Below are 21,205 nucleotides of genomic sequence, written 5' to 3'. Positions count from 1 at the left end.
GCACGTCGTGGCGACGCAGCGTGCCGTCGTTGCGCGGCGGGTTCAGGTGTCCGCGTCGGGATGGCGCTGCCGCCAGGCCGCGAGGCGCTCGCGGTACAGCGCCAGCTCGTCGGCGTAGTAGTCGTAGACGCAGGTGGCGCAGCCGCTTTCGCAACAATCGGTCGGCAACGGTTTCTCCGGCGGCTGCGGACGCGGGTCCGCAGCCGTGACCGCGCCGGGCGGGTCCGCTCGGGTCACGCCGGAAGCTCGCCGGCCGGCAGCGCTTCGGCGCGCACTTCGGTCACCCGGGCGCCGGACATCTGCGCGATCTCGAAGCGCCAGCCGTCGTGGTCGACGCGCTCGCCGACCTGCGGCACGTGATCGAGGTGATAGATCAACAGGCCGGCGAGGGTGTGATAGCCGGCGTCCTCGTCCAGCGCGAAGCCGAGCAGGCGCGATGCGGCGGTCGCCGGCATGCCGCCGTCCAGGCGCCATGTGCCGTCGGCATCCTGGGTGGCGACCCGGTCGGGGTCGACCGTATCGGCGAGGTCGCCCACGATCGCGGCGAGCACGTCGGTCGCGGTGACCACGCCTTCCACACTGCCGTACTCGTCGAGCACGATCGCCATCGGGATCGGGTGCCGGCGCAGGTCCTGCAGCACGCGCAGCGCGCTGGCACCTTCGTGCACCACGAGCGGCTGCGACATCGCGGCCGGCAGGTCGAGGTCACCCCCGTCGAGCAACTGGCGCAGCAACCTGCGCGCCTCGATCACGCCCTCGAAGCGATCGAGCTCGCCGCGGGCCACGAGCAGGCGGCTGTGCGGCGCCTCGCGCAGGGCCGACAGGATGGTCTCGCGGTCGTCGTCGAGATCGATCCAGGCGATGTCCGGGCGCGGCGTCATCAGCCAGTCGACCGGTTTGTCCGCGAAGCCGAGCACGTTGTAGACCATGTCGCGCTCGCTGTCGGCGAAGGCGGCCTCGGCTTGCTCGGCCACCCGGTCCTGGACGTGCGCGTCCGGCTGGTGGCTCTCCTGTGTGGTGCGGCCGCCGAGCAGGCGCAGCACGGCTTCGGCGGTGCGCTCGCGCATCGGGCGCGCGGCCTCGCGCTTGCGCCGGTTGCGCAGGGCCAACTGGTTGAACATCTCGATCATGATCGAGAAGCCGATCGCCGCGTACAGATAACCCTTGGGCATGTCGATGCCGAAGCCTTCGGCCAGCAGGCTCAGGCCGATCATCAACAGGAAGCCCAGACACAGCATGACCACGGTGGGGTGCTGGTTGACGAAGCGGGTCAACGGCTTGCTCGCCAGCAGCATCACGCCCATCGCCACGGTGACCGCGATGTACATGATCGACAGATGCTCGACCATGCCCACCGCGGTGATCACCGAATCCAGCGAGAACACCGCGTCCAGCACCACGATCTGGGTGACCACCACGCCGAAGCTGGCGTAGCCGACCGAACTGCTCGCATGGTCGCGACCTTCCAACCGCGAGTGCAGCTCCATCGTCGCCTTGAACAGCAGGAACAGGCCGCCGAAGATCAGGATCAGGTCGCGACCGGAGAAGTCGTGGTCGAACAGCGCGAACAGCGGCTCGGTCAGGCGCATGATCCAGGCCAGCAGCGCCAGCAGGACCAGGCGCATGCCCAGGGCGAGGCTGAGGCCGATGATGCGGGCGCGGTCGCGCTGCTCGGGCGGCAGCTTGTCGGCGAGGATCGCAATGAAGACCAGGTTGTCGATGCCGAGAATGATCTCGAGCACGATCAGCGTGGCCAGTCCCATCCAGGCGGTGGGATCGTTCATCCATTCGAACATGGGTCAGTGTCCGTACAAGAAACGCCGGTCGCGCGGACACGGCGAACGCCACGCCTGCAGGCGCGGGTCAGGAGTCGTCAGGGAGGGCGCCGCCGGACGGGCGGGCGCGGGACGCGGGCAGTGGCGAACAGCGGGATGGGCCCGACTGGGAGGTTCGCCTGGGGCCGGGTCCGGATCGGAAGCGGGCATGGCGGCGAGCATACCCGAGGTGGTGGCCGCGACGGAAGCGGGTCGCCCGGTGGCCGGGATCGGCGTGGCACCTGCGCGGATACGACGTGCGACGTTGGGTTCAGGGTGGCTGCCGGCGGTCGCGCCGGTACGCATCGCGGCGCGATCCGGTCGCGACGTGAGGCTACGGTGCTCTGCTACAGTCGCGACGTTCGACCACGGGATGGAATCACAACGGTGAACGCGGTACGCGAGGACGCTGGAGCGGAGACGGCGCAGACCGACGACGAAACTCGCATCGTCGAGGCGCTGGTCGCGCGCGGCCGTTTGAAGGAGGCCGACCTCGCCCGTGCGCGGCGGCTTCATGCCGAGGCCGGTGGCGGCCTGCTCGCGCTGCTCGGCCGGCTGGGCATGGTGTCCGAGCGCGACCATGCCGAAACCTGCGCCGAAGTGCTGGATCTGCCCCTGGCCAGCGCCCGCGATCTGCCCGAGGCTCCGCCGGAGCTGCTCGACGGCGCGCAGGCGATGACGCTGCGCTTCCTCAAGCAGTTCCACCTGTGCCCGGTCGGCGAGATCGACGGCCGACTGGCGGTGTTGATGGCCGATCCCTGGGACGGCTATGCGCGCCAGGCGGTGGCGCTCGCGAGCGGTCGCGCGCTGGCGCCGCGGGTGGCGCTGCGCTCCGAGATCGCCGACCTGATCGAGCGCTGGTACGGCCAGGGCCGCAGCGCGATGGGCGCGATCGTGGAGACCGCCGACGGCGAGACCACCGGCGATCTCGACGATGTGGAGCACCTGCGCGACCTCGCCTCCGAGGCGCCGGTGATCCGGCTGGTGAACCTGGTCATCCAGCGCGCGGTCGAGCTGCGCGCATCGGACATCCACATCGAGCCGTTCGAGAGCCGGTTGAAGGTGCGCTACCGCGTCGACGGCGTGCTCATCGACGGCGAGAGCCCGCCGGCCAACCTGACCGCGGCGGTGATCAGCCGCATCAAGATCATGGCCCGGCTCAACATCGCCGAGCGCCGCCTGCCGCAGGACGGCCGGATCATGCTGCGCGTGCAGGGCAAGGAGCTCGATCTGCGTGTGAGTTCGGTGCCTACCGCGCACGGCGAGTCGGTGGTGATGCGCCTGCTCGACCGCGAGACGGTGGTGTTCGATTTCTACCGGCTGGGCTTCACCGACGAGTTCCTGCCGCAATTCAAGAAGGTGCTCGACCAGCCGCACGGCATCCTGCTGGTCACCGGGCCGACCGGCTCCGGCAAGACCACCACGCTGTACACGGCGCTGTCGCAGCTCAATACGCCCGACGTCAAGATCATCACCGTCGAGGACCCGGTCGAGTACCAGATCGAAGGCATCAACCAGATCCAGGCCAAGCCGCAGATCGGGCTGGACTTCGCCAACGCGCTGCGTTCGATCGTGCGCCAGGATCCGGACATCATCATGATCGGCGAGATGCGCGACCTGGAGACCGCACGCATCGCGATCCAGTCCGCGCTCACCGGCCATCTGGTGCTGTCCACGCTGCACACCAACAACGCCGCCGGCGGCATCACCCGCCTGCTCGACATGGGCGTGGAGGACTACCTGTTGACCTCCACCGTCAACGGCATCCTCGCCCAGCGCCTGGTGCGCCGCCTGGAGCCGGACCATGCCGAGCGCTACGCGGCGTCGCCGGAGGAGATCGAGAAGTTCGATCTGCGCCGTTTCCAGCCCGAGGGCGATATCCACCTGTTCCGGCCGCGCGCGTCCGAGCGCGCGCCGACCGGGTATCTCGGCCGGACCACGATCATGGAGTTCCTGGTCATGAACGACGCGCTGCGGCGCGCCGTGATGCGTCACGCCGGCATGGGCGAGCTGGAGTCCATCGCCCGCGAGGCCGGCATGCGCACCATGTACGAGGACGGCATCGCCAAGGCCCTGCGCGGCGAGACCACGATCGAGGAAGTCCTGCGGGTGACCGAGGACGCCTGATGCCGGTGTATCGCTACAAGGTGCTCAACGCCCGCGGCGAGGCCCTGGACGGCCGGATGGAGGCCGCCAGCGAACAGGAACTCGTGCAGCGGCTGCAGGAGCAGGGCCACCTGCCGGTGGAAACGCGGTTGGCGAGCGAGGGAGGCGATGCGCGCTCCTGGCGGACGTTGATGCGCCCGAAGCCCTTCGCCGGACAGCGGCTGGTGCAGTTCACCCAGCAGCTGGCGACCCTGCTCGGCGCCGGCCAGCCGCTGGACCGGGCGCTGACGATCCTGCTCGACCAACCCGACGATGCGGCCGCGCGCAGGACCCTGGTCGAGGTGCGCGATGCGGTGCGTGGCGGCAGTCCGTTGTCGGTGGCGCTCGAACGTCAGCACGGCACGTTCGAACGTCTTTACGTGAACATGGTGCGCGCCGGCGAGGCCGGCGGCAGTCTGCAGGAAACCCTGCAGCGGCTGGCCGAGTACCTGGAGCGCAGTCGCGCACTGCGCGGGCGCGTGGTCAACGCGCTGATCTATCCCGCGATCCTGCTGCTGATGGTCGGCGGCTCGCTGCTGTTCCTGCTCGGCTACGTGGTGCCGCAGTTCGCGGCGATGTACGAAAGCCTGGATGCCACGCTGCCGGTCTTCACCCTGATCGTATTGAGCATCGGCGAGTTCGTTCGCGACTGGTGGATCGTGCTGCTGGTGGTGCCGGCGCTGCTGCTGTGGTGGCTCGACCGCCGCTTGCGCGACCCGGCGTTCCGGCTGCGGTTCGACGAACGCCTGCTCGGCGTCCGCGTGGCCGGGCCGCTCGTGGCGAAGCTGGAGACCGCGCGCCTGGCGCGCACGCTCGGGACCCTGCTGCGCAACGGCGTGCCGCTGATGGCGGCGCTGGGCATCGGGCGTACCGTGCTGGGCAACCGGGCGCTGGCGGCCGATGTCGAGGCCGCGGCCGAAGAGGTCAAGGGCGGCGCGGGGCTCTCCGGTGCGCTCGCGCGCAACAAGCGCTTCCCGCGGCTGGCGCTGCAGATGATCCAGGTCGGCGAGGAGTCGGGCGCACTGGATGCGATGCTGCTCAAGACCGCCGACACGTTCGAGCAGGATACGGCGCAGGCGCTGGATCGCATGCTGGCGGCGCTGGTGCCGGTGATCACGATGGGATTGGCGCTCATCGTGATGGTGGTCATTCTCGCGGTCCTGATTCCGATCTACGATCTCACCAACGTCATAGGTTGAATGTATGAATCATCCAAGGTTTGTTCGGCGGGCGGGTGGGGCTGGGGCCCTGGTGCGGCTGGGTGATGCGGGACCTGCTGCTGGTTCGCGGGGACGCGGCTTCAGTGAAATCCAGAGCGGGTGTCGCGGGGACATCGCTGGCGTCGGCCGTGGCGACGGCCTCACGGGTGCGAACACTCATGGTTCGCGGCAGCGTGGCTCCGGTGGGATCCAGAGCGGGTTTCGCGGGCGATTCGTTGGCGTCAGCCGTGGCGACGGCCTCACTGGTGTAGGAGTTTCTAATTCGCGGCAGCGCGGCTTCAGCCTGATCGAGATCATCCTGGTGGTGGTGCTCATCGGCGGCATCGTCGCCTTCGCGGCCACGCGGATCCTCGGTGGCGGCGATCGCGCGCGCGTCAATCTGGCGCGTGCGCAGGTGCAGACGCTCGCGGAAAAGGTCGAGAACTTCCGCATGGACACCGGACGCCTGCCGAACGCGCTCGGCGATCTGGTCGTGCAACCGGGCGACGCGCCGGGCTGGCTCGGCCCGTACGCGCGCGATTCCGAACTCAACGACCCCTGGGGAACGCCGTTCGAATACCGCGTGCCGGGCGAAGGTCGCCCGTTCGACGTGATCAGCTACGGTGCCGACCGCGAACCCGGCGGCGACAGCGTCAACGCGGATATCCGCGTCGAGTGATGCCGGCATGGCGATGCCCGTGTGGCGGGCCGGAGGCGCATCCCGTCGCGTGATCGCCGGCGACCATGGCGCGTGCGGCGCGAGCCCCGTGTCCGTGCCTGCCCGGCCGGATCCGGATCGGCGTGCGCACACCCGGTCGCGATCGCGGATGGCCGTCGCCGGCCGTCGCCCGGCGGGGGGCATGGGCGGGCTCGTGCGGCCCCGGGGCTTTTCGCTGATCGAGGTGATGGTGGCGGTGGCGCTGGTGGCCCTTGCCGGTGCTCTGGCCGCCGGCGTGCTGGGAAACGGCTTCGGCCGGCTCGAAGTGCGCTCGGCGGTGCAGGATGTGGCCGGCAACCTGCGGCATGCGCGCGCGCTGGCGATCGCCAGCGGCCGTCCGCAGTCCTTCGAGATCGACCCCGACGCGCGCACCTGGCGGGCCGGTGCGGACCGTAGCGGGCGTCTGCCCGAACGGATCGAGGTCGTGTTCACCGGCGCGCGTGAGGTGCAGCCGCGGCCCGGCGAGGGCGCGATCGTGTTCTTCCCCGACGGCGCATCGACCGGTGGGCGGGTGGCGCTGGTGAGCGGCAGCGCACGCTGGCATGTCGATGTCGCGTGGTTGACCGGTGAGGTGCGGGTGCATCGCGGTGAGGTGGGCCCGTGAGGCGGGGGGGCGGTGAGACCGGACGCGGGTGTCGCGGGAAATGGATTGGCGACGGCCTCATCGGCGCAGGGAAGGCACATGAGCGGGAATGCGGCGACCGGCCTGCTGGTGGAAGAGCTGCGGGTTCGCGGCAGCGCGGATACACCCTGCTGGAGGTACTGGTGGCGTTCGCGGTGCTGGCGCTGGCGCTGACCCTGCTGCTCGGTACGTTGTCGGGTGGTGCGCGGCAGGTCCGCTGGGCCGCCGATAGCGGTCGCGCGGCGCTGTACGCGCAATCGTTGCTGGCCGACGTCGGCGTGGGGGAGGTGCTGCGGCCGGGGCAGGACGCGGGCGACTTCGGCGACGGGCGTTATCGCTGGTCGCTGGAGGTGACGCCGTGGGTCGATCCGGATGTGCCGCCGAGCGGGGTGGAGGATCCGTTCGCGCCGCGGCTGATGGCGCTCCAGCTCACGGTGCAGTGGGGCGAGGGCGGGCCGCGCGAGCAAATGATGCTGCGTTCGTTGCGGCTGGTGCAGCCGGATGCGGCGAACGGCGGTGGGTTGTGAGGCGGGGTACGCGCGTCGGCGCGAGCGTTGCCGGGTCGCGGCAGCGCGGTTTCACCCTGATCGAGATTCTGCTGGCGACGGTGCTGCTGGCGATGGGGTTGGCGCTCGGGTTCGCCACCCTGCGCTCGGCGACCGCGACGGTGGAGCGTGCCGAGGCCCTGGCGCGCGACAGCGAGCGCGTGCGGATGGCATCGGGCTTCCTGCGCGGGCGCCTGCAGGGGGCGCTGCCGATCGCATTCGAGACCGATACGCGCACCGGCGTCCCGCAGCGGTTCGTGGGCGAGCCGGAGCGGATGCGCTTCGTGGCCGAGCTGCCCGCCTACCTCGGTCGGGGCGGGCCGGCGCTGCACGATCTGCAGATCCTGCGCGATGGTCGCGACGTGGTCCTGGCGGTCTCCTTCTCCAGCGTGGTCGGCGGCACGGTGTTCGAGGAGTCGCAGGCGCGTCCTCCGGAGCCGCTGGCCTCGGCGCTCGCCGCAGTGCATTTCAGCTATCGAGGCATCGACGCCACCGGTGCGCCGACCGGCTGGCTTGAGCGCTGGGAGGGCGGCGACGAGCTGCCGCTGCAGGTGCGCATCGAGGTCCAGCCCCGCCAGGGCGCGCCCTGGCCGCCGGTGCTGGTGGCGCTGCCGCAGGGAAGCGGGCGCATGAACATGGCCGGCGAGGTGGTGCCGTGAGTCCGACGCGCGAGGCGCGGGGCGCTGCACTGTTGCTGGTGCTGTGGGTGATCGCGTTGCTGGCCGCACTGGTCGGCGGCTTCGCGCTCACTGCGCGCCTGGAGCAACTGCAGGGCGGGGTGCTCGCGCGCGGTGCGGTCGGTGCGGAACTGGCGCGTGCGGGCCTGGAAGTCGCGGTCGCGCGGGTGCAGGATCCCTTCCCCGAGCGACGCTGGTCGCCGGATGGTCGCGACTACGCCTGGCGGTTCGCCGGGTCCGAGCTGACCCTGCGCATCGTCGACGAGTCGGGCAAGGTGGATCTGAACGCGGCGCAGCCGCCGCTGCTGGCGGCGCTGTTCCGCACGGCCGGTGCGGCGCCTGCGGATGCCGAGCGCCTGGCCGGCGCAGTGCTGGACTGGCGCGATGCCGACGATCTGGTGCAACCGGCCGGTGGCGCGGAAGACCCGCAGTACGCCGCAGCGGGACTGCCCTACGGCGCCAAGGACGCGCCGTTCGAAACCATCGGCGAGTTGCAGCAGATCCTCGGCATGACGCCGGCGCTGTACGCCGCCGTGGCGCCGTACGTGACGGTCTACACCGGCCAGCCGTCGCCCGACCCGCGGTTCGCGGCGGCGCCGGTGCTCGAGGCGATGGGCATCGATCCCGCCCCGGTGCTGGAGCAACGGCAGCCCCTGCCGGGCATGCCCGACCCCGCGGCCGCGCTGGGAAGCGGGACGGGTACGTATAGTATCGAGAGCCGGGCACGGATGAGCGATGGACGCGAAGCCGTGCTGCAGGCGGTCGTACGCGTGGGCGGGGGGGCGCCCGGCACGGCCTATACCCCGCTGTCATGGAGAGAAGGAGTTTCCGCATCCGAGCCGTAATGCTTCCGTGTGGATCGGGTTCGCACTTTTGCGCGCCCCCGGATCGCGACGACACGACACTTGCGCATACACTCCTGCGCGACGGAATCGGCAACGGATGCCGGTTCGTGCTGGGGACCCTTCGCTCATGATCTGCTGCTGGTGATGGCTGCCGCCGACGACATCGCGCCGACGCGCCCTGCCGGGCGCCGGTTCGGCGGTGCGTCTGCGCTGCTGCGTCCGCGCCTGATCGCGGCGTGGCGCTGGTGGACGGCCGCCCTGGCCAGCACGTTGCCGCTGCGTCTGCGCGAGCGCCTCGGCCTGCTGCCGCAGCGGCTGCTGGTGCGGTCGCTCGGGAGCGACGTGGCGCTGTCGCTGGAGCGCCCGGACCGGATCCGGCCGTTGGCCGAACTGCCCGGGCAGGCCCTGGCCGACGATGTCGACGGACTGTCGCGCGCACTGGGGCCGCAACTGGCGGAATTGCCGCGCTGGCTGGTGCTGCCGGCGTCGGCCGGGCTGCGACGGCCGATGCGCCTGCCCGCTGCCGCCGCCGACCGCCTGCGCGACGTGGTCGCGTTCGAGATCGACCGGCAGACACCGTTCGCCGCGGATGCGGTGGCCTTCGACGCGCGTGCGCTGGGCCCGTCCGGCGACGGCCATCTCGACGCCGAACTGGTGGTGGTGCCGCGACAGGTGCTCGACGCCGCACTGAATGCGCTGGGGCCGGCCGCGCAGACGCTGGCCGGCGTGGATCTGGACGACGGCGACGGCGGCACCCTGGGGGTCGACCTGTTGCCGCCCGCGCGCCGGCAATCCCGGCGCGACCCCTGGCGGCGCGCGAATGCGCTCGCCGCGGTGATCGCGGTGTGCGCGCTGGCGGCGGGAATGTGGCAGATGCTGGAGAACCGCCGCGCCGCCGCGGACCGGTTCGAGGCCGACTCGCAACCGGTCATCGCCCAGGCGCGCGAGGCCGCGCTGCAGCGCGACCAGCTCGTCGGCACCCTCGACGGGATGCGCTATCTGGAATCCCAGCGCGCGGGCCGGCCGAGCATGGTGGAGATCCTCGACGAGCTGAGCCAGCGGCTGCCCGACAGCACGTATCTGGAACGGCTGTCGATCGAGAACGACCGCCTGCTGCTGATCGGCCTGAGCAGCGAGGCCTCGGCGCTCGTCGGCCAGTTGGAGGGCTCGCCCCTGTGGCGCGCGCCGGCATTGACCGGCGCACTGATGCCCGACCCACGCAGCCGGCGCGACCGGTTCACCCTGAGCGCCGAACTGGTGGTGGCGCCGGCCGCCGATGCCGCGCCCGCGACGACGGAGGCGGCCGATGCGGACGGCTGATGTGCGGCCGCGCGACCGCTGGCTGGCGCTGGGCATCCTGGCCGGCGTGCTGGGGCTGGCCTATCTGGTCCTGATCCATCCGTGGTGGACACGGCCGATGCGTGAGGCCGACGCCCGCATCGACACCCTGCAGCAGCGCGAATTGCGCGCACGCACCGCGCTGCAGCAGGCGCCACAGATCCGCGAGCGTCTGGAGGACGTCGCCGACCGTTACGCGCGCACGCCCGGCTTTCTCCCCGAACGCAGCCCCGAGCTGGCGACGGCCGCGCTGGTTCAGCGTCTGGAGACCACCGTCAGCGAGGCCAGTCCCGGCAATCGGGCGTGCGCCATCGTCAACCGGTCACCGGTCACGTTGCCGCGGCAGGAGGCGCGCTTCACCCGGGTGGTGGTCCAGGTCCGCATCCGCTGCGGGGCGCCCCAGCTCGCGGCGGTCCTGCATGCGCTGGAAAGCGGTGCGCCGCGGCTGTTCGTGGACAACCTCAACGTGCTGTCGCAGCGTCACCTGACGAATGCCGATGCGCCGGGGCAGGGCGTCGGCCTGGACGTCAGCTTCGACCTGTTCGGCTATCTGCAGCCGGGAGGGCGTGTCGATGCGCCTTGAAAGCGTGCGCGCAGGCACCGCGGCGATCGCGGCGGTGGCGCTGTGGGCGCTCCTGGTGTGGGTGCTCGGACTGGCTGGATTGGGCGGACGGGTGACCCCGCTCGACGACGATCCGACCCTGCTGCAGGCGTTGCCCCAGGCGGCGGATCCGGCCGACGCGCGCCTCGGCCCGCTGCCGCAGTACGCGGCGATCGGCGATCGTCCGCTCTTCGCCGAGGACCGCCGGCCGCACCCGTTCAGCCTGGAAGGCACCGAGAGCGAAGGTGCCGCGCCCGATTTCGACATGGTGCTGACCAGCGTGCTGATCACCCCGTCGTTCGAAATGGCGATCGTGCAGCCGCGCGACGGCGGCGATGCCTTGCGCGTGCGCGTGGGCGAGGCGCCGCGCGGTTTCGGCAACTGGTCGCTGCGTTCGGTGGCCCCGCGCAGCGCGGTGTTCGCCGGGCCCGATGGCGAGCAGACGCTGGCGTTGCGGGTGTTCGATGGCCAGGGCGGCCAGGCGCCGACGCCGATGGCGCCGCCTCCGCCGTCCGATGGCGGACCGGCCTTGCCGTTGCCGCCGCCCAGGCCGTCGGTCGGCCAGGCGCAAGCGCAGGCCCAGGCGCAGGAAGCGGCGCGCCGCGCAGCCGCACCCGATGCGCCGGTCGCCCAGAACGGCGCGTCCCCGCAGACCGATTCGCCGGCCGTCGAAGGCGAGCCCGGTACCGATCCCACCCCGGCCAGCCAGGCCGAAGCCATCCGCCGTCGCATCGAGGCCCGCCGCGCACGCCTGCGCGCGGAGCAGGCGACGCAGCAGCAGAACCCGTAGAGTGCCCCCGATGATGCGACCCACCGGACCGTTCCTTCGCGCCGCGACCCTGGCCATGCTCGCCACCCTGCTGGTGGCCTGCGCCTCGGCACCCGTGGCCGATATCCGCCGCGACGGCCAGCCCGTGATCGCCCGCGGCATGGTCGATGCCGAACCGCTGGATGCCGACGACGACGGCCCCCGGGCGCAGATCCGGCTCGGCAACGAGCAGACGATCAACCGCCGCGTCGCCGCGTCCGCGCCGCCCGATCTGTCCGGCACCACCGGCGAGGCCACCTTCAACTTCGAGGGCGAGTCGGTGCATGCGGTGGTCAAGGCGGTGCTGGGCGACATGCTCGGCCAGAACTACGTGATCGCGCCCGAGGTGCAGGGCACGGTGACGCTGGCCACGCCGCGTCCGGTCGGCGCCTCGCAGGCGCTGAGCCTGCTGGAGATGGTGCTCGGCTGGAACAACGCGCGGATGATCTACGCCGACGGGCGCTACAACATCGTCGCCGCCGACAGCGCCATGGCCACCGGTGCGGTGGCGCCGCGCACCGGCGACGCGGCGTCCGCCCGCGGATTCGAGGCGCGGACCGTGCAACTGCGTTTCATCTCGGCCACCGAGATGGAGAAGATCCTGGAGCCGTACGCGCGCCCGAACGCGATCGTCAACGTCGACAACGGCCGCAACGTCATCACCGTCGCCGGCAGCCGGTCCGAGCTCGAGAACTACCTGCGCACGATCGAGATCTTCGACGTGGACTGGCTGGCCGGCATGTCGGTGGGCGTGTTCCCGATCGAGTCCGGACGCGCCAGCCAGGTCGTCGGCGATCTGGAAAAGGTGTTCGGCGACGAGAGCGGCTCGCCGGTGGCGGGCATGTTCCGGTTCCTGCCGCTCGACGGCGCCAACGCGATCATGGTCATCACCTCGCAGCCGGCGTATCTCAGCGAGATCCAGCGCTGGCTCGAGCGCATCGACAGCGCAGGTGGCGAATCGCGGCTGTTCTCCTACGAATTGAAGTACATCAAGGCCGGTGAACTGGCCGAGCGCCTGGCGCAGGTGTTCGGCGCCGGCAGCGGACGCCGCGGCGGCGCCGGCAGCGCTTCGTTGATGCCCGGTACCAGCGGCATGCAGATCGGCTCGTCCAGTCTGGGCGGGCGCGACGGGATGCGGTCGGGGCGCGACGGCGGTTTCGACGGCGGTGGCATGGGCGGGAGCGGCGTCGGTGGCAGTTCGGGCATGGGCGGTGGTGGCGGCTTCCAGGGCCAGATGTCGCTCAACCAGGAGCAGCCGGGCAACACCAGCGTGACCCTCGAGGTCGACGGCGCGCAGGTGGGCGTGTCGGCGGTGGACGAGACCAACACCCTGCTGGTGCGCGCGACGGCGTCGGCGTGGCGGTCGATCCGCGAAGTGGTCGAGCGCCTGGACGTGATGCCGATGCAGGTGCACATCGAGGCGCAGGTGGTCGAGGTCGCGTTGACCGGCGAGCTGCGCTACGGCGTGAACTGGTTCATCGAGAACGGCGGGCAGGGCGAGTTCGGGCTGCCGAGCCTGGATCTCAACGTCAATCCGAGTCTGCCCCGCAACTGGAGCACGTTCGGCGGCAACATCATCGGCTCCGGCGCGAACCGCGGCGTGCGCTGGGCGTTGTTCAAGAACGACGCGGCGGCGATCATCAGCGCGCTCGACGAGGTGACCGACGTGCGTCTGCTGCAAACGCCCTCGGTGTTCGTACGCAACAACGCCGAGGCCACCTTCAACGTCGGCAGCCGGATCCCGATCTCGTCGGTCAGCATCAATCCGAATTTCGGCAACGCCAACAACACGATCAGCCAGGTCCAGTACATCGACACCGGCATCATTCTCGGCGTGCGTCCGCGCGTCACACGCGATGGCATGGTCTTCCTCGACATCGTCCAGGAGGTCAGTTCGCCGCTCGGCGAGGCCGACGAGAACGGCAATGTCCGCATCGAGACGCGCCGGCTCAAGACCGAAGCCGCCGTGCAGGCCGGCGAAACCGTGATGCTCGCGGGCCTGATCGACGATCGGACATCCACGGGTTCGACCGGCTTTCCCGGCCTGAGCCGAATTCCCGTTCTGGGTGCGCTGTTCGGCCAGCAACGTAATACGAACAGCCGCAGCGAAGTCATCATCCTGCTTACCCCGACCATCGTGCGCGACGCCGGCGAGGCGCGGCGCCTGACCGACGAGTACAGCCGCCGCTTCCAGGCGCTGGAACCGCTGCGGCAGCAGGAGGCGCGTGAGGCCGAGGCGCGCGCGGCGGAACAGGCGTTGCCGCCTGCCGGCGGGATCGAGTAAGGCAGGCGACGGATGAGCGGCCCGCCCATCGTGCTGCTGCCGCTGGGCGCCGACGACGACGCGCTCGACGCCTGCCTGGCCGCGCTCGATGCCGGCAGCCCGGCCGGCACGCAGGTCTGGCTGGCCGACGATGCCTGCGCCGGGCCACGGGGCCTGGCGATCGTCGAGCGCTGGCTGGCGTCCACGCCGTTGCGCGCCGACTACAGCCGACGCCAGCGCGGCATCGGCGAGGTCGCGCATCTGGACGAGGCGCTCGCCGCCTGCGGCGATGCCGATGTGGCTGTGCTGGCACCGGATACGGTCCCGGCTGCCGGCTGGCTCGCCCAGTTGACGGCGTGCTTCGAACGCGACGCGTCCATCGCCACCGCCACCCCTTGGTGCAACGCGGGCGAATCCGCGGCGTGGCCGCGGATCGGCGAGATTTCGCCGATCCCGGACGACCTGCCGCGCCTCGGCGCCGCCTGCCGGAGCCTGCCGCCGCTGTATCCCGAACTGCCCGCGGCGGTGGGACATGCGGTCCTGTTGCGCGGCAGCGCGCGCAAGCGGGCGGGCGGCCTGGACGCATCCAGCTATGCGTCCTGGTACGCGGCGTTGATCGACCTGTCGTTGCGCCTGTCCGGCCTGGGCTGGCGCAACGTGCTGTGCGAACGGGCGTTCGTCGCCCGCGGCGGCGAGGGTGGCCCGGCCGAGGGCGACATGCCGGCGCTGGCCGCGCGCTGGCCGGACTGGCATGCGCGCCTGGCCGGTTTCCTGATGCGCGATCCGCTGCATGCGAGCCGCCAGGCGCTGCAGGCTGCCTACGACACGCTCGAGCATCCGCCGGCGCAGCACGAGTTGTTCGAAAAAGAAACGGCGGCCGAAGGCCGCTCCCCGACGCCCCTCTCCCGTGAAACGGGAGAGAGGGGGACCGCCTGCAGCGCAGGCGGTGGGGTGAGGGCCGCAGCCCACCGTGTACATGACGAGGTGAGCGCGGATGCCGCCCCTGCAGACGACGATGTCATTGCGAACCCCGACATCGCAGGCAGCGATGCAGAGGCCATCCCCCACGACAAGCACGCGCAGCAGGGCGGCATCGAGGCCCCTGGGGATCGCGCACGCCCGGATCCGCCGCACGATCCCGGCGCGCAACCGCCGCCGGCAGCGTCCGGCAGGGCTCCGGATTCGGCAGCGACCGGCCTGACTTCGCCCCCACTCGCGTACGATGCCGGCGCCGACGACGACCCGCCCCGAGCCGACCACGGACGACGCGACGCATGAGCCACCCCGACACCGCCCCCGCCGACGGCATCGCCGCGGTGGTGGTCACCTATCGCAGCGCCTCGACGATCGACGAATGCCTGACCCGGCTGCGCGCGGCCGAGGGCGTGGTGCAGATCCGCGTGGTCGACAACGGCTCGGTCGATGCGACCCTGACGATCGTGCAGCGTCACGCCAGCCTGGACCCGCGGGTGCGGTTCATCGGCAATCCCGACAACCCGGGCTTCGCGGTCGCCTGCAACCAGGGCGCGGCGGACAGCGATGCGCCGTGGCTGGCGTTCGTCAATCCGGACTGCTTGCCCGAGCCCGATGCACTGGCCCGGTTGTGCGCGCGTGCCGTCGAGGCGGGCGGACCGGTGCTGCTCGGCGCGGACCTGGTGGACGAGTCCGGCCTGCGCGACGGCGCCGCTCGTCGCCGCGATCCCGATTTCGCCGCGATGCTCGGCTCGTCCGCGGCACGCCGGCTGGACGTGCCCGTCGATGACCGCTCGCCGATGCAGGCGGTGGACGCGGTATCCGGCGCGCTGATGTTGATGCCGCGGACGCTGTTCGCCGGTATCGGGGGTTTCGACACCGGCTACCGGCTGCATGCCGAAGACCTCGACCTGTGCCGCCGCGCGCGCGAGGCCGGCGCCACGGTGCTGGTCGCCAACGACGTTCGCGTGGTGCACGTGCGCGGCGTGTCGAGCCGCACGCGGCCGGTGTTCGTGGAATGGCACAAGCACCGCGGCCTGTGGCGGTACTTCCGCCGCTTCGAGGCGCCGCGGCGCAGCCCTGCCCAGCGGTTGGGCGTGTGGCTGGCGATCTGGCTGCGCTTCCCGCTCGCGGTCGTGCGCCAGGCGATGCGCTGACGCCGGGCGCGGGCAGCGCCCGCGCGGACCTGAATCGGGTGTCGCGTGAAGAAATTGTCGAGGCCGCGGCATCGATGCAAAAAAAGTGTCATGAAGACCCGCTTGGTGCTGTATTTTTGCAACCAATTGGCTCGTGACGCTCAATACCATGCAGGTACATCCCCCGCTTGCCTCATTTTTCAAGCCAGGAGTACCCGCAATGCCCGCCACCGCCACGCCCGTTCCGCACGTTCCGGCCGTCGCCCGCTTGTCCCGATCGATCCGCATGGTCCTCGCACTCGGCGCGGTGTCGATGGCACTGCCGGCCCTGGCGCAGGACGCCCCGGCGGCCGACGCGGCGCATACTCTCGATACCGTGCAGGTCACCGGCTCGCGCATCCAGCGGCAGAGCACCAACACCGACACCGCGCAGCCCATCGGCGTGATCGACGGCGAAGTGTTCCTGGAGCGGGGCTTCACCAACGCGGCGGAAGCGGTGAACCAGCTGCCGCAGGTCATCGGCTCGCTGACCGATGCCGGCGACCAAGAGGGGTCGCAGACGGGCAAGCAGTTCATCAACCTGTTCAACCTAGGCTCCGAGCGCACCCTCACCCTGGTCAACGGACGGCGCTTCGTCGGCTCCAACGCCGCGGGCGGCGGGCAGGGCGGCAACCAGGTCGACCTCAACAACATCCCCGCCAGCCTGATCGACCGCATCGAAGTGGTGCAGGCCACCGGCTCGGCGGTGTACGGCTCGGACGCGGTGGCCGGCGTGGTCAACATCATCCTCAAGACCCGCTTCGAGGGCATGGAGCTCGACGCCCAGACCGGCCTCTCCGAGCGCGGCGACTACGAACGCCACGCCTTCAGCCTGACCGGCGGCACCGAATTCGCCGACGGCCGCGGCAGCGTGGTCATGAACCTCGACTGGTCGAAATCCGGCGCGCTGGTGGCGACCGACCGCCGCTGGACCTCGCGCGGCTTCACCTTCGCCCCCAACCCCGCCAACACCTCCGACAGCGACGGCATCCCGGCCTCGATCGGCCGCGAGGACCACCGCATGTCCGAGCATCCGGAAGGCGGCACGCTCTACATCGCGCCGGCCCCGCTGGCGCAGTTCCGGCTCAACATCGGCGGCGGCCCGGTGCGCTTCGATGGCGCCGGCCAGCTGGTGCCCTACGACGTCGGCGACTACATCCAGCCCGCCTACGCCTTCGGCGGCGACGGCCTGAAGATCTCCGAATTCACCGCGGTCCGCACCCCGGTCGAACGCCACGTGCTCACCGCGCTCGGCCACTACGACCTCACCGACCGCTTGCGCCTGAGCGCCGAGGTGATGGGTGCGGAGATGAGCGCGTTCGAACCGATCAACCAGGGCGCCTACAACTCGGCTCTGCTGACCACCCAGCCCAACGGCGCGCTGCGCTTTTCCACCGACAACCCGTTCCTGGGCGACCAGGCGCGCGACCTGCTCACCGCCAACGGCGTGAGCAGCTTCTGGCTGTCGCGCTTCCACACCGACATCCTGCCGGGCTCGGGCGTGGGCAGCCAGAGCAAGACCCAGCGCGGCGTGCTCGCGCTCGACGGCAACTTCGAGGCGGCCGGGCGCTACTTCCACTGGAACGCCGCCGCCAACTTCGGCCGCAACGAGGGCAGCTTCAACAGCTTCGGCATCCTGCAGCAGAACTGGCTCGAGGCGGTCGACGCGGTGCGCGACGACAGCGGCAACATCGTCTGCCGCGTCGCCCTGACCGACCCGGGTACCGGCTGCGCGCCGCTCAACCTGTTCGGCATCGGCCAGGCCAGCCAGGCCGCGCGCGACTACGTGACCGGCGTGTTCGGCGCCAGCTACGAGACCCGCCAGAACAACTACCAGGCCAACATCGGCGGCGAACTGTTCGAACTGCCCGCCGGCCCGCTGAACGTGGTCGCCGGCTGGGAGTACCGCAAGGAGTTCTCCGACTACCGCCCCTACGAGACCTCCGCGCGCGGCCTCGGCCGCAGCGCGCCGGTCAGCGCGATGCGCGGCGAGTACGACACCAACGAGTTCTATGGCGAGGTGCTGGTGCCGGTGTTCGGCGGCGGCGTCGAGCTGGGCCCGATCACCGCGCTGGAGTTCGACGCGTCCTACCGCACCGTGGACAACTCGCTGGCCGGCGACAACGAGGCGATGTCGGCCGGCATGCGGCTGACCTTCTTCGACGACGTCACCCTGCGCGGCACCTGGAACAAGACCTTCCGCGCGCCCAGCCTGTACGAACTGTTCCTGCCGCGCTCGATGCTCACCGGCACCGGCGTGGACCCGTGCGACGCGCGCTACATCAACACCGGCGCCAACGCCGCCCTGCGCGCGTCCAACTGTCGCAGCGAACTCGCCGCGCTGGGCCTGGATCCGAACGCGCCGCTGAACTCGCTGATCACCAACGTGCCCACCGAGATGTACACCGGCGGCAATCCCGATCTGAACAACGAACTGGCCGAATCCTGGACCGCCGGCGTCGTCTACGAGCCCAGCGCGGTGCCGGGGCTGTCGCTGGTGGTCGACTACGTCGACATGAAGATCAAGGACGCGATCTCCTACTTCGACGCGGCGTCCACCATGCAGGCCTGCTACGACCAGCCGCTGCCCAATCCCTATTGCGGCAACTTCCAGCGCGGCCCGGACGGCCAGATCGTGCAGGGATCGATGCAGGTCGGCTACACCAACGCCGGTTACGTCGACTTCGGCGCCACCAGTTTCGCCGCCAACTACCGCCTGCCGATCGGCGCGCGCTTCGGCACCCTGGACCTGGGGCTGAACGTGATGAAGATGCGCAAGCTGCTGGTGTCGGTGTCCGGGCTGGGCTTCGACGAGTACGACGCGGTCGGCACCGGCCTGCTGTCGAGCTCGCTGGTCGGGCCGACGCCGGAGTACCAGGCGCGCTTCAACGCACGCTGGGAGCGCGGCCCGCTGACGGTCAACTGGAACACCCAGTGGTACGACGGCATCGTCTACGACCACAGCTACACCGTGGAGACCCGCGACATCCTCGGCGTGCCCAGCACCATCAAGCACGACGCCTCGGTGCAGTACGCCTTCACCGACCGGCTCACCTTCCGCTTCATCGTCAACAACGTGTTCGACCGCGAGCCGCCGATCAACATCGCGGTGGGCTCGGGCGCCTACAACGACCTGTCCGACGTGATCGGCCGCTACTACTTCGCCGGCCTGAACTACCGCTTCTGACCGTCCCGCCGACCGCGGGCCGCCCCGGCGCGCCCGCGGATCGCCGTCGTCCGCGCCGTCCGCCGCGCGGGCGCCCGGACCCGCTTCACGGAGATGCCGATGTCCTGTTCGACTGCATTGCACCGCGCACCCGCCGCGCACCCGTCGCGGATGCCGCACGCGGCGGGCCTGGCGCGCGCGCTGGGTGCCGGGCTGCTGCTGGCGCTGCTGGCCGCCTGTTCGTCCGACCGAGGGGCCGGCGACGGTGGCGCTGGAGATGGCGGTGTCACCACCGCCGCACCCGTCTCCGCGCGCTACACCATGGTCGCCAACGGCGAGACCGTCGGCCATCTGCGCGGCGAGGCCGAGGGCGACACCGTCCGCATCGATTTCCACGTCGACAACAACGGCCGCGGCCCCAAGCACCGCGAGACGCTGCGGCTGTCAGACGCCGGCGTGCCGCTGCAGTGGGTGATCGACGGCACCTCGCTGATGGGCGGGCCGGTCGAGGAACGCTACGACTGGGCCGACGGCACCGCGCGCTGGCACAGCCAGGCCGACGGCGGCGAGGTGGCCGCCGCCGCGCCGCCGCTGTACGTGGTCAACGACGCCAGCCCGTGGGCGCTGATCGTCTACGAGCGGCTGCTGCGCACGCAGCCGGAGCAACGCATCGACACCGTGCCCGGCGGCCAGCTGCGGCGGGAGGTCGTCGGCGCACTCGCCGGCATCGGCGACGGGCTGTCGCTGGTCAGGATCGTCGGGCTCGACCTGGCGCCGGAATACCTGGTGCTGGACCGCGACGATGCGGTGTTCGCCGTGCTCGGCAGTTCCGGCACCGCGGTGCGCGAAGGCGAGGAGGACACCGCCGCCGCGCTGCGCGCGGCGGTCGAGGACGCCGAGACCGCGCGCAACGTCGAACTGCAGCAGCGGCTGTCGACGCGCCACGCCGACGGCTTCGCGGTAAGTGACGTGCGCGTGCTGGACCCGCGCGCGGGCGCGCTGTCGGCGCCGTCCACGGTGATCGTGCGCGAAGGCCGCATCGCCGAGGTGGTCGCCGCGGACGCGCCGCTCGACGCCGCGCTCGCGGTCTACGCCGGCGAAGGTGGCGTGCTGCTGCCCGGCCTGCACGACATGCACGCGCACACCTCCATCGAGACCGGCTGGTGGTACCTGGCCGCGGGCGTGACCACGATCCGCGACATGGGCAACGACAACCGCCGCCTGGCCGAGCTGATGCGGCGCATCGAGGCCGGCGAGCTGGCCGGGCCGCGCATCGTGCGCAACGGTTTCCTGGAAGGGCGCAGCCCGTACTCGGCGCGCAACGGCGTGGTCGCCGATTCGCTCGACCAGGCGCTGCAGGCGGTGCGCGACTACGCCCGCGACGGCTTCTGGCAGATCAAGATCTACAACTCGATGAATCCCGAGTGGATTCCCGCCATCGCCACCGAGGCGCACCGGCTGGGCCTTGGCGTCACCGGGCACGTGCCGGCGTTCACCACGCCGGACGCGATGATCGAGGCCGGCTACGACGAAATCGCGCACTTCAACCAGCTGGCACTGGGCTGGGTGCTGGACGAGGGCGAGGACACCCGCACCCCGCTGCGGCTGACCGCGATGGCACGCCTGGCCGATCTGGACCTGCAGGCCTCGCCGCGGGTGGCGGCGTCGCTGGCGCTGATGCGCGCGCGCGGCACCGCGCTCGACACCACCGCGGTGATCCTGGAGCGGCTGATGCTCAGCCGCGCCGGCGGTGCGGCGTCCGACCGCGCGATGACCAGCGGCGTGTCGCCGGGCGGCGAGCACTTCCTCGACCACATGCCGGTCAGCTACCGGCGCTTCCGCTACCGCACCTACGTGCCCGACCTGACCCCGCAGGTCGACCGCGCCTACCACGCCGGCGTCGAGCGGATGCTCGAGGCGATGGCGCTGCTGCACGACAACGGCATCCCGCTGCTGCCCGGCACCGACGACGGCACAGGCTTCACCGTGCACCGCGAGATCGAGCTGTACGCGCGTGCGCTGGGCAACGCCGCCGCGCTGCGCGCCGGCACCGTGGGCATGGCCGAGTACCTGGGCCGCGCCGACGAGTACGGCACGCTGGCGCCGGGCCAGGCCGCGGATTTCTTCCTGGTGCCGGGCGACCCGCTGCAGGACGTCAATGCGATCCGCCAGGTGCGGTTGGTGTCCCGTGCCGGCCAGGTCTACCAGCCGGCGGCGATCTACGAGGCGCTGGGCGTGAGGCCGTTCGTGGCGCCGGCGGAGCGGGTGCGCTGATGCCGGTGCCGGACGTGTCCGTGTCGCGTTTTTCCGTCCACCG

At 71.1% G+C, this 21,205-nt stretch carries 14 protein-coding genes and 3 pseudogenes; 15 read left to right on the top strand and 2 right to left on the bottom strand.

Going from position 1 to position 21,205, the window contains the following annotated elements:
* Positions 1 to 42: 42 nt before the first annotated feature.
* Together RG19_RS18030 and RG19_RS12600 are read right to left on the bottom strand one after the other, a co-directional pair.
* Positions 43 to 237 carry an oxidoreductase-like domain-containing protein gene (locus RG19_RS18030; RefSeq protein WP_058835568.1) on the bottom strand — a complete coding sequence of 65 codons (195 nt, stop codon included), beginning with the start codon at positions 235 to 237 and terminating at the stop codon, positions 43 to 45.
* Complete coding sequence (locus RG19_RS12600) at positions 234 to 1,796, bottom strand: TerC family protein (protein WP_058835567.1); 1,563 nt, start codon at positions 1,794 to 1,796, stop codon at positions 234 to 236. The genes RG19_RS18030 and RG19_RS12600 overlap by 4 nt, the downstream gene beginning before the upstream one ends.
* A 405-nt stretch (positions 1,797 to 2,201) precedes the next feature.
* Between RG19_RS12600 and gspE the strand changes: the two genes are divergently transcribed.
* The 15 genes and pseudogenes from gspE (at position 2,202) to RG19_RS12525 (ending at position 21,162) form a co-directional block, all read left to right on the top strand.
* Entirely contained in the window at positions 2,202 to 3,941 is a 1,740-nt protein-coding gene (gspE, locus tag RG19_RS12595; RefSeq protein ID WP_058835566.1) for a type II secretion system ATPase GspE, read from the top strand.
* Positions 3,941 to 5,158 carry a type II secretion system protein XpsF gene (gene xpsF, locus RG19_RS12590; protein WP_058835565.1) on the top strand — a complete coding sequence of 406 codons (1,218 nt, stop codon included), beginning with the start codon at positions 3,941 to 3,943 and terminating at the stop codon, positions 5,156 to 5,158. Before gspE ends, xpsF begins: the two co-directional genes overlap by 1 nt.
* 277 nt (positions 5,159 to 5,435) lie before the next feature.
* Positions 5,436 to 5,837: pseudogene (gene gspG / locus RG19_RS18285) on the top strand (type II secretion system major pseudopilin GspG); the annotation flags it as partial.
* A gap of 181 nt (positions 5,838 to 6,018) precedes the next feature.
* The gene (xpsH, locus tag RG19_RS12580) at positions 6,019 to 6,480 is read left to right on the top strand and encodes a type II secretion system protein XpsH (RefSeq protein ID WP_425599702.1); all 462 of its coding nucleotides are present in this window, start codon (positions 6,019 to 6,021) and stop codon (positions 6,478 to 6,480) included.
* 128 nt (positions 6,481 to 6,608) lie between these two features.
* Positions 6,609 to 7,025: pseudogene (gene xpsI / locus RG19_RS12575) on the top strand (type II secretion system protein XpsI); the annotation flags it as partial.
* A complete protein-coding gene (locus RG19_RS12570) occupies positions 7,022 to 7,702 on the top strand; it encodes a prepilin-type N-terminal cleavage/methylation domain-containing protein (protein WP_058835564.1) in 681 nt (226 codons plus the stop codon). The pseudogene xpsI and the gene RG19_RS12570, both read left to right, overlap by 4 nt.
* Positions 7,699 to 8,565: a type II secretion system minor pseudopilin gene (locus tag RG19_RS12565; protein ID WP_058835563.1), complete on the top strand. Its 867-nt coding sequence runs from the start codon at positions 7,699 to 7,701 to the stop codon at positions 8,563 to 8,565. The genes RG19_RS12570 and RG19_RS12565 overlap by 4 nt, the downstream gene beginning before the upstream one ends.
* Positions 8,566 to 8,709: 144 nt before the next feature.
* Positions 8,710 to 9,885, top strand: coding sequence for a PilN domain-containing protein (locus RG19_RS12560; RefSeq protein ID WP_082672659.1), 1,176 nt, complete (start codon positions 8,710 to 8,712; stop codon positions 9,883 to 9,885).
* A complete protein-coding gene (gspM, locus tag RG19_RS12555; RefSeq protein WP_058835562.1) occupies positions 9,872 to 10,486 on the top strand; it encodes a type II secretion system protein GspM in 615 nt (204 codons plus the stop codon). The genes RG19_RS12560 and gspM overlap by 14 nt, the downstream gene beginning before the upstream one ends.
* Entirely contained in the window at positions 10,476 to 11,294 is an 819-nt protein-coding gene (locus RG19_RS12550; protein WP_058835561.1) for a hypothetical protein, read from the top strand. The genes gspM and RG19_RS12550 overlap by 11 nt, the downstream gene beginning before the upstream one ends.
* A 10-nt stretch (positions 11,295 to 11,304) precedes the next feature.
* On the top strand, positions 11,305 to 13,596 hold the full coding sequence (gspD, locus tag RG19_RS12545) for a type II secretion system secretin GspD (protein WP_238376635.1): 2,292 nt from the start codon (positions 11,305 to 11,307) through the stop codon (positions 13,594 to 13,596).
* A 12-nt stretch (positions 13,597 to 13,608) separates the two neighbouring features.
* A pseudogene (locus RG19_RS12540) lies at positions 13,609 to 14,439 on the top strand (glycosyltransferase family 2 protein); the annotation flags it as partial.
* Positions 14,440 to 14,849: 410 nt separating this feature from the next.
* Positions 14,850 to 15,704 carry a glycosyltransferase family 2 protein gene (locus tag RG19_RS12535; RefSeq protein WP_058835560.1) on the top strand — a complete coding sequence of 285 codons (855 nt, stop codon included), beginning with the start codon at positions 14,850 to 14,852 and terminating at the stop codon, positions 15,702 to 15,704.
* A gap of 265 nt (positions 15,705 to 15,969) precedes the next feature.
* Positions 15,970 to 18,909, top strand: a complete 2,940-nt coding sequence (locus tag RG19_RS12530; RefSeq protein ID WP_058835559.1) for a TonB-dependent receptor domain-containing protein — start codon at positions 15,970 to 15,972, stop codon at positions 18,907 to 18,909.
* Between the two features lie 99 nt (positions 18,910 to 19,008).
* On the top strand, positions 19,009 to 21,162 hold the full coding sequence (locus RG19_RS12525) for an amidohydrolase family protein (RefSeq protein ID WP_157515255.1): 2,154 nt from the start codon (positions 19,009 to 19,011) through the stop codon (positions 21,160 to 21,162).
* The last annotated feature ends 43 nt before the right edge of the window (positions 21,163 to 21,205 follow it).

It is taken from the genome of Luteimonas abyssi, assembly GCF_001482195.1.
In the GTDB taxonomy this organism is placed as follows: domain Bacteria; phylum Pseudomonadota; class Gammaproteobacteria; order Xanthomonadales; family Xanthomonadaceae; genus Luteimonas; species Luteimonas abyssi.
This window is presented reverse-complemented; position numbering and strand designations above follow the sequence as displayed.

What these genes read in the sequence shown, in the direction of transcription:
- RG19_RS12525 (WP_157515255.1), top strand. Translation starts at nt 19,009, where the DNA reads ATGTCCTGTTCGACTGCATTGCACCGCGCACCCGCCGCGCACCCGTCG.
- RG19_RS12535 (WP_058835560.1), top strand. Translation starts at nt 14,850, where the DNA reads ATGAGCCACCCCGACACCGCCCCCGCCGACGGCATCGCCGCGGTGGTG.
- RG19_RS12600 (WP_058835567.1), bottom strand. Translation starts at nt 1,796, where the DNA reads ATGTTCGAATGGATGAACGATCCCACCGCCTGGATGGGACTGGCCACG.
- xpsF (WP_058835565.1), top strand. Translation starts at nt 3,941, where the DNA reads ATGCCGGTGTATCGCTACAAGGTGCTCAACGCCCGCGGCGAGGCCCTG.
- gspM (WP_058835562.1), top strand. Translation starts at nt 9,872, where the DNA reads ATGCGGACGGCTGATGTGCGGCCGCGCGACCGCTGGCTGGCGCTGGGC.
- xpsH (WP_425599702.1), top strand. Translation starts at nt 6,019, where the DNA reads ATGGGCGGGCTCGTGCGGCCCCGGGGCTTTTCGCTGATCGAGGTGATG.
- RG19_RS12530 (WP_058835559.1), top strand. Translation starts at nt 15,970, where the DNA reads ATGGTCCTCGCACTCGGCGCGGTGTCGATGGCACTGCCGGCCCTGGCG.
- RG19_RS12560 (WP_082672659.1), top strand. Translation starts at nt 8,710, where the DNA reads ATGGCTGCCGCCGACGACATCGCGCCGACGCGCCCTGCCGGGCGCCGG.
- gspD (WP_238376635.1), top strand. Translation starts at nt 11,305, where the DNA reads ATGATGCGACCCACCGGACCGTTCCTTCGCGCCGCGACCCTGGCCATG.
- RG19_RS12550 (WP_058835561.1), top strand. Translation starts at nt 10,476, where the DNA reads ATGCGCCTTGAAAGCGTGCGCGCAGGCACCGCGGCGATCGCGGCGGTG.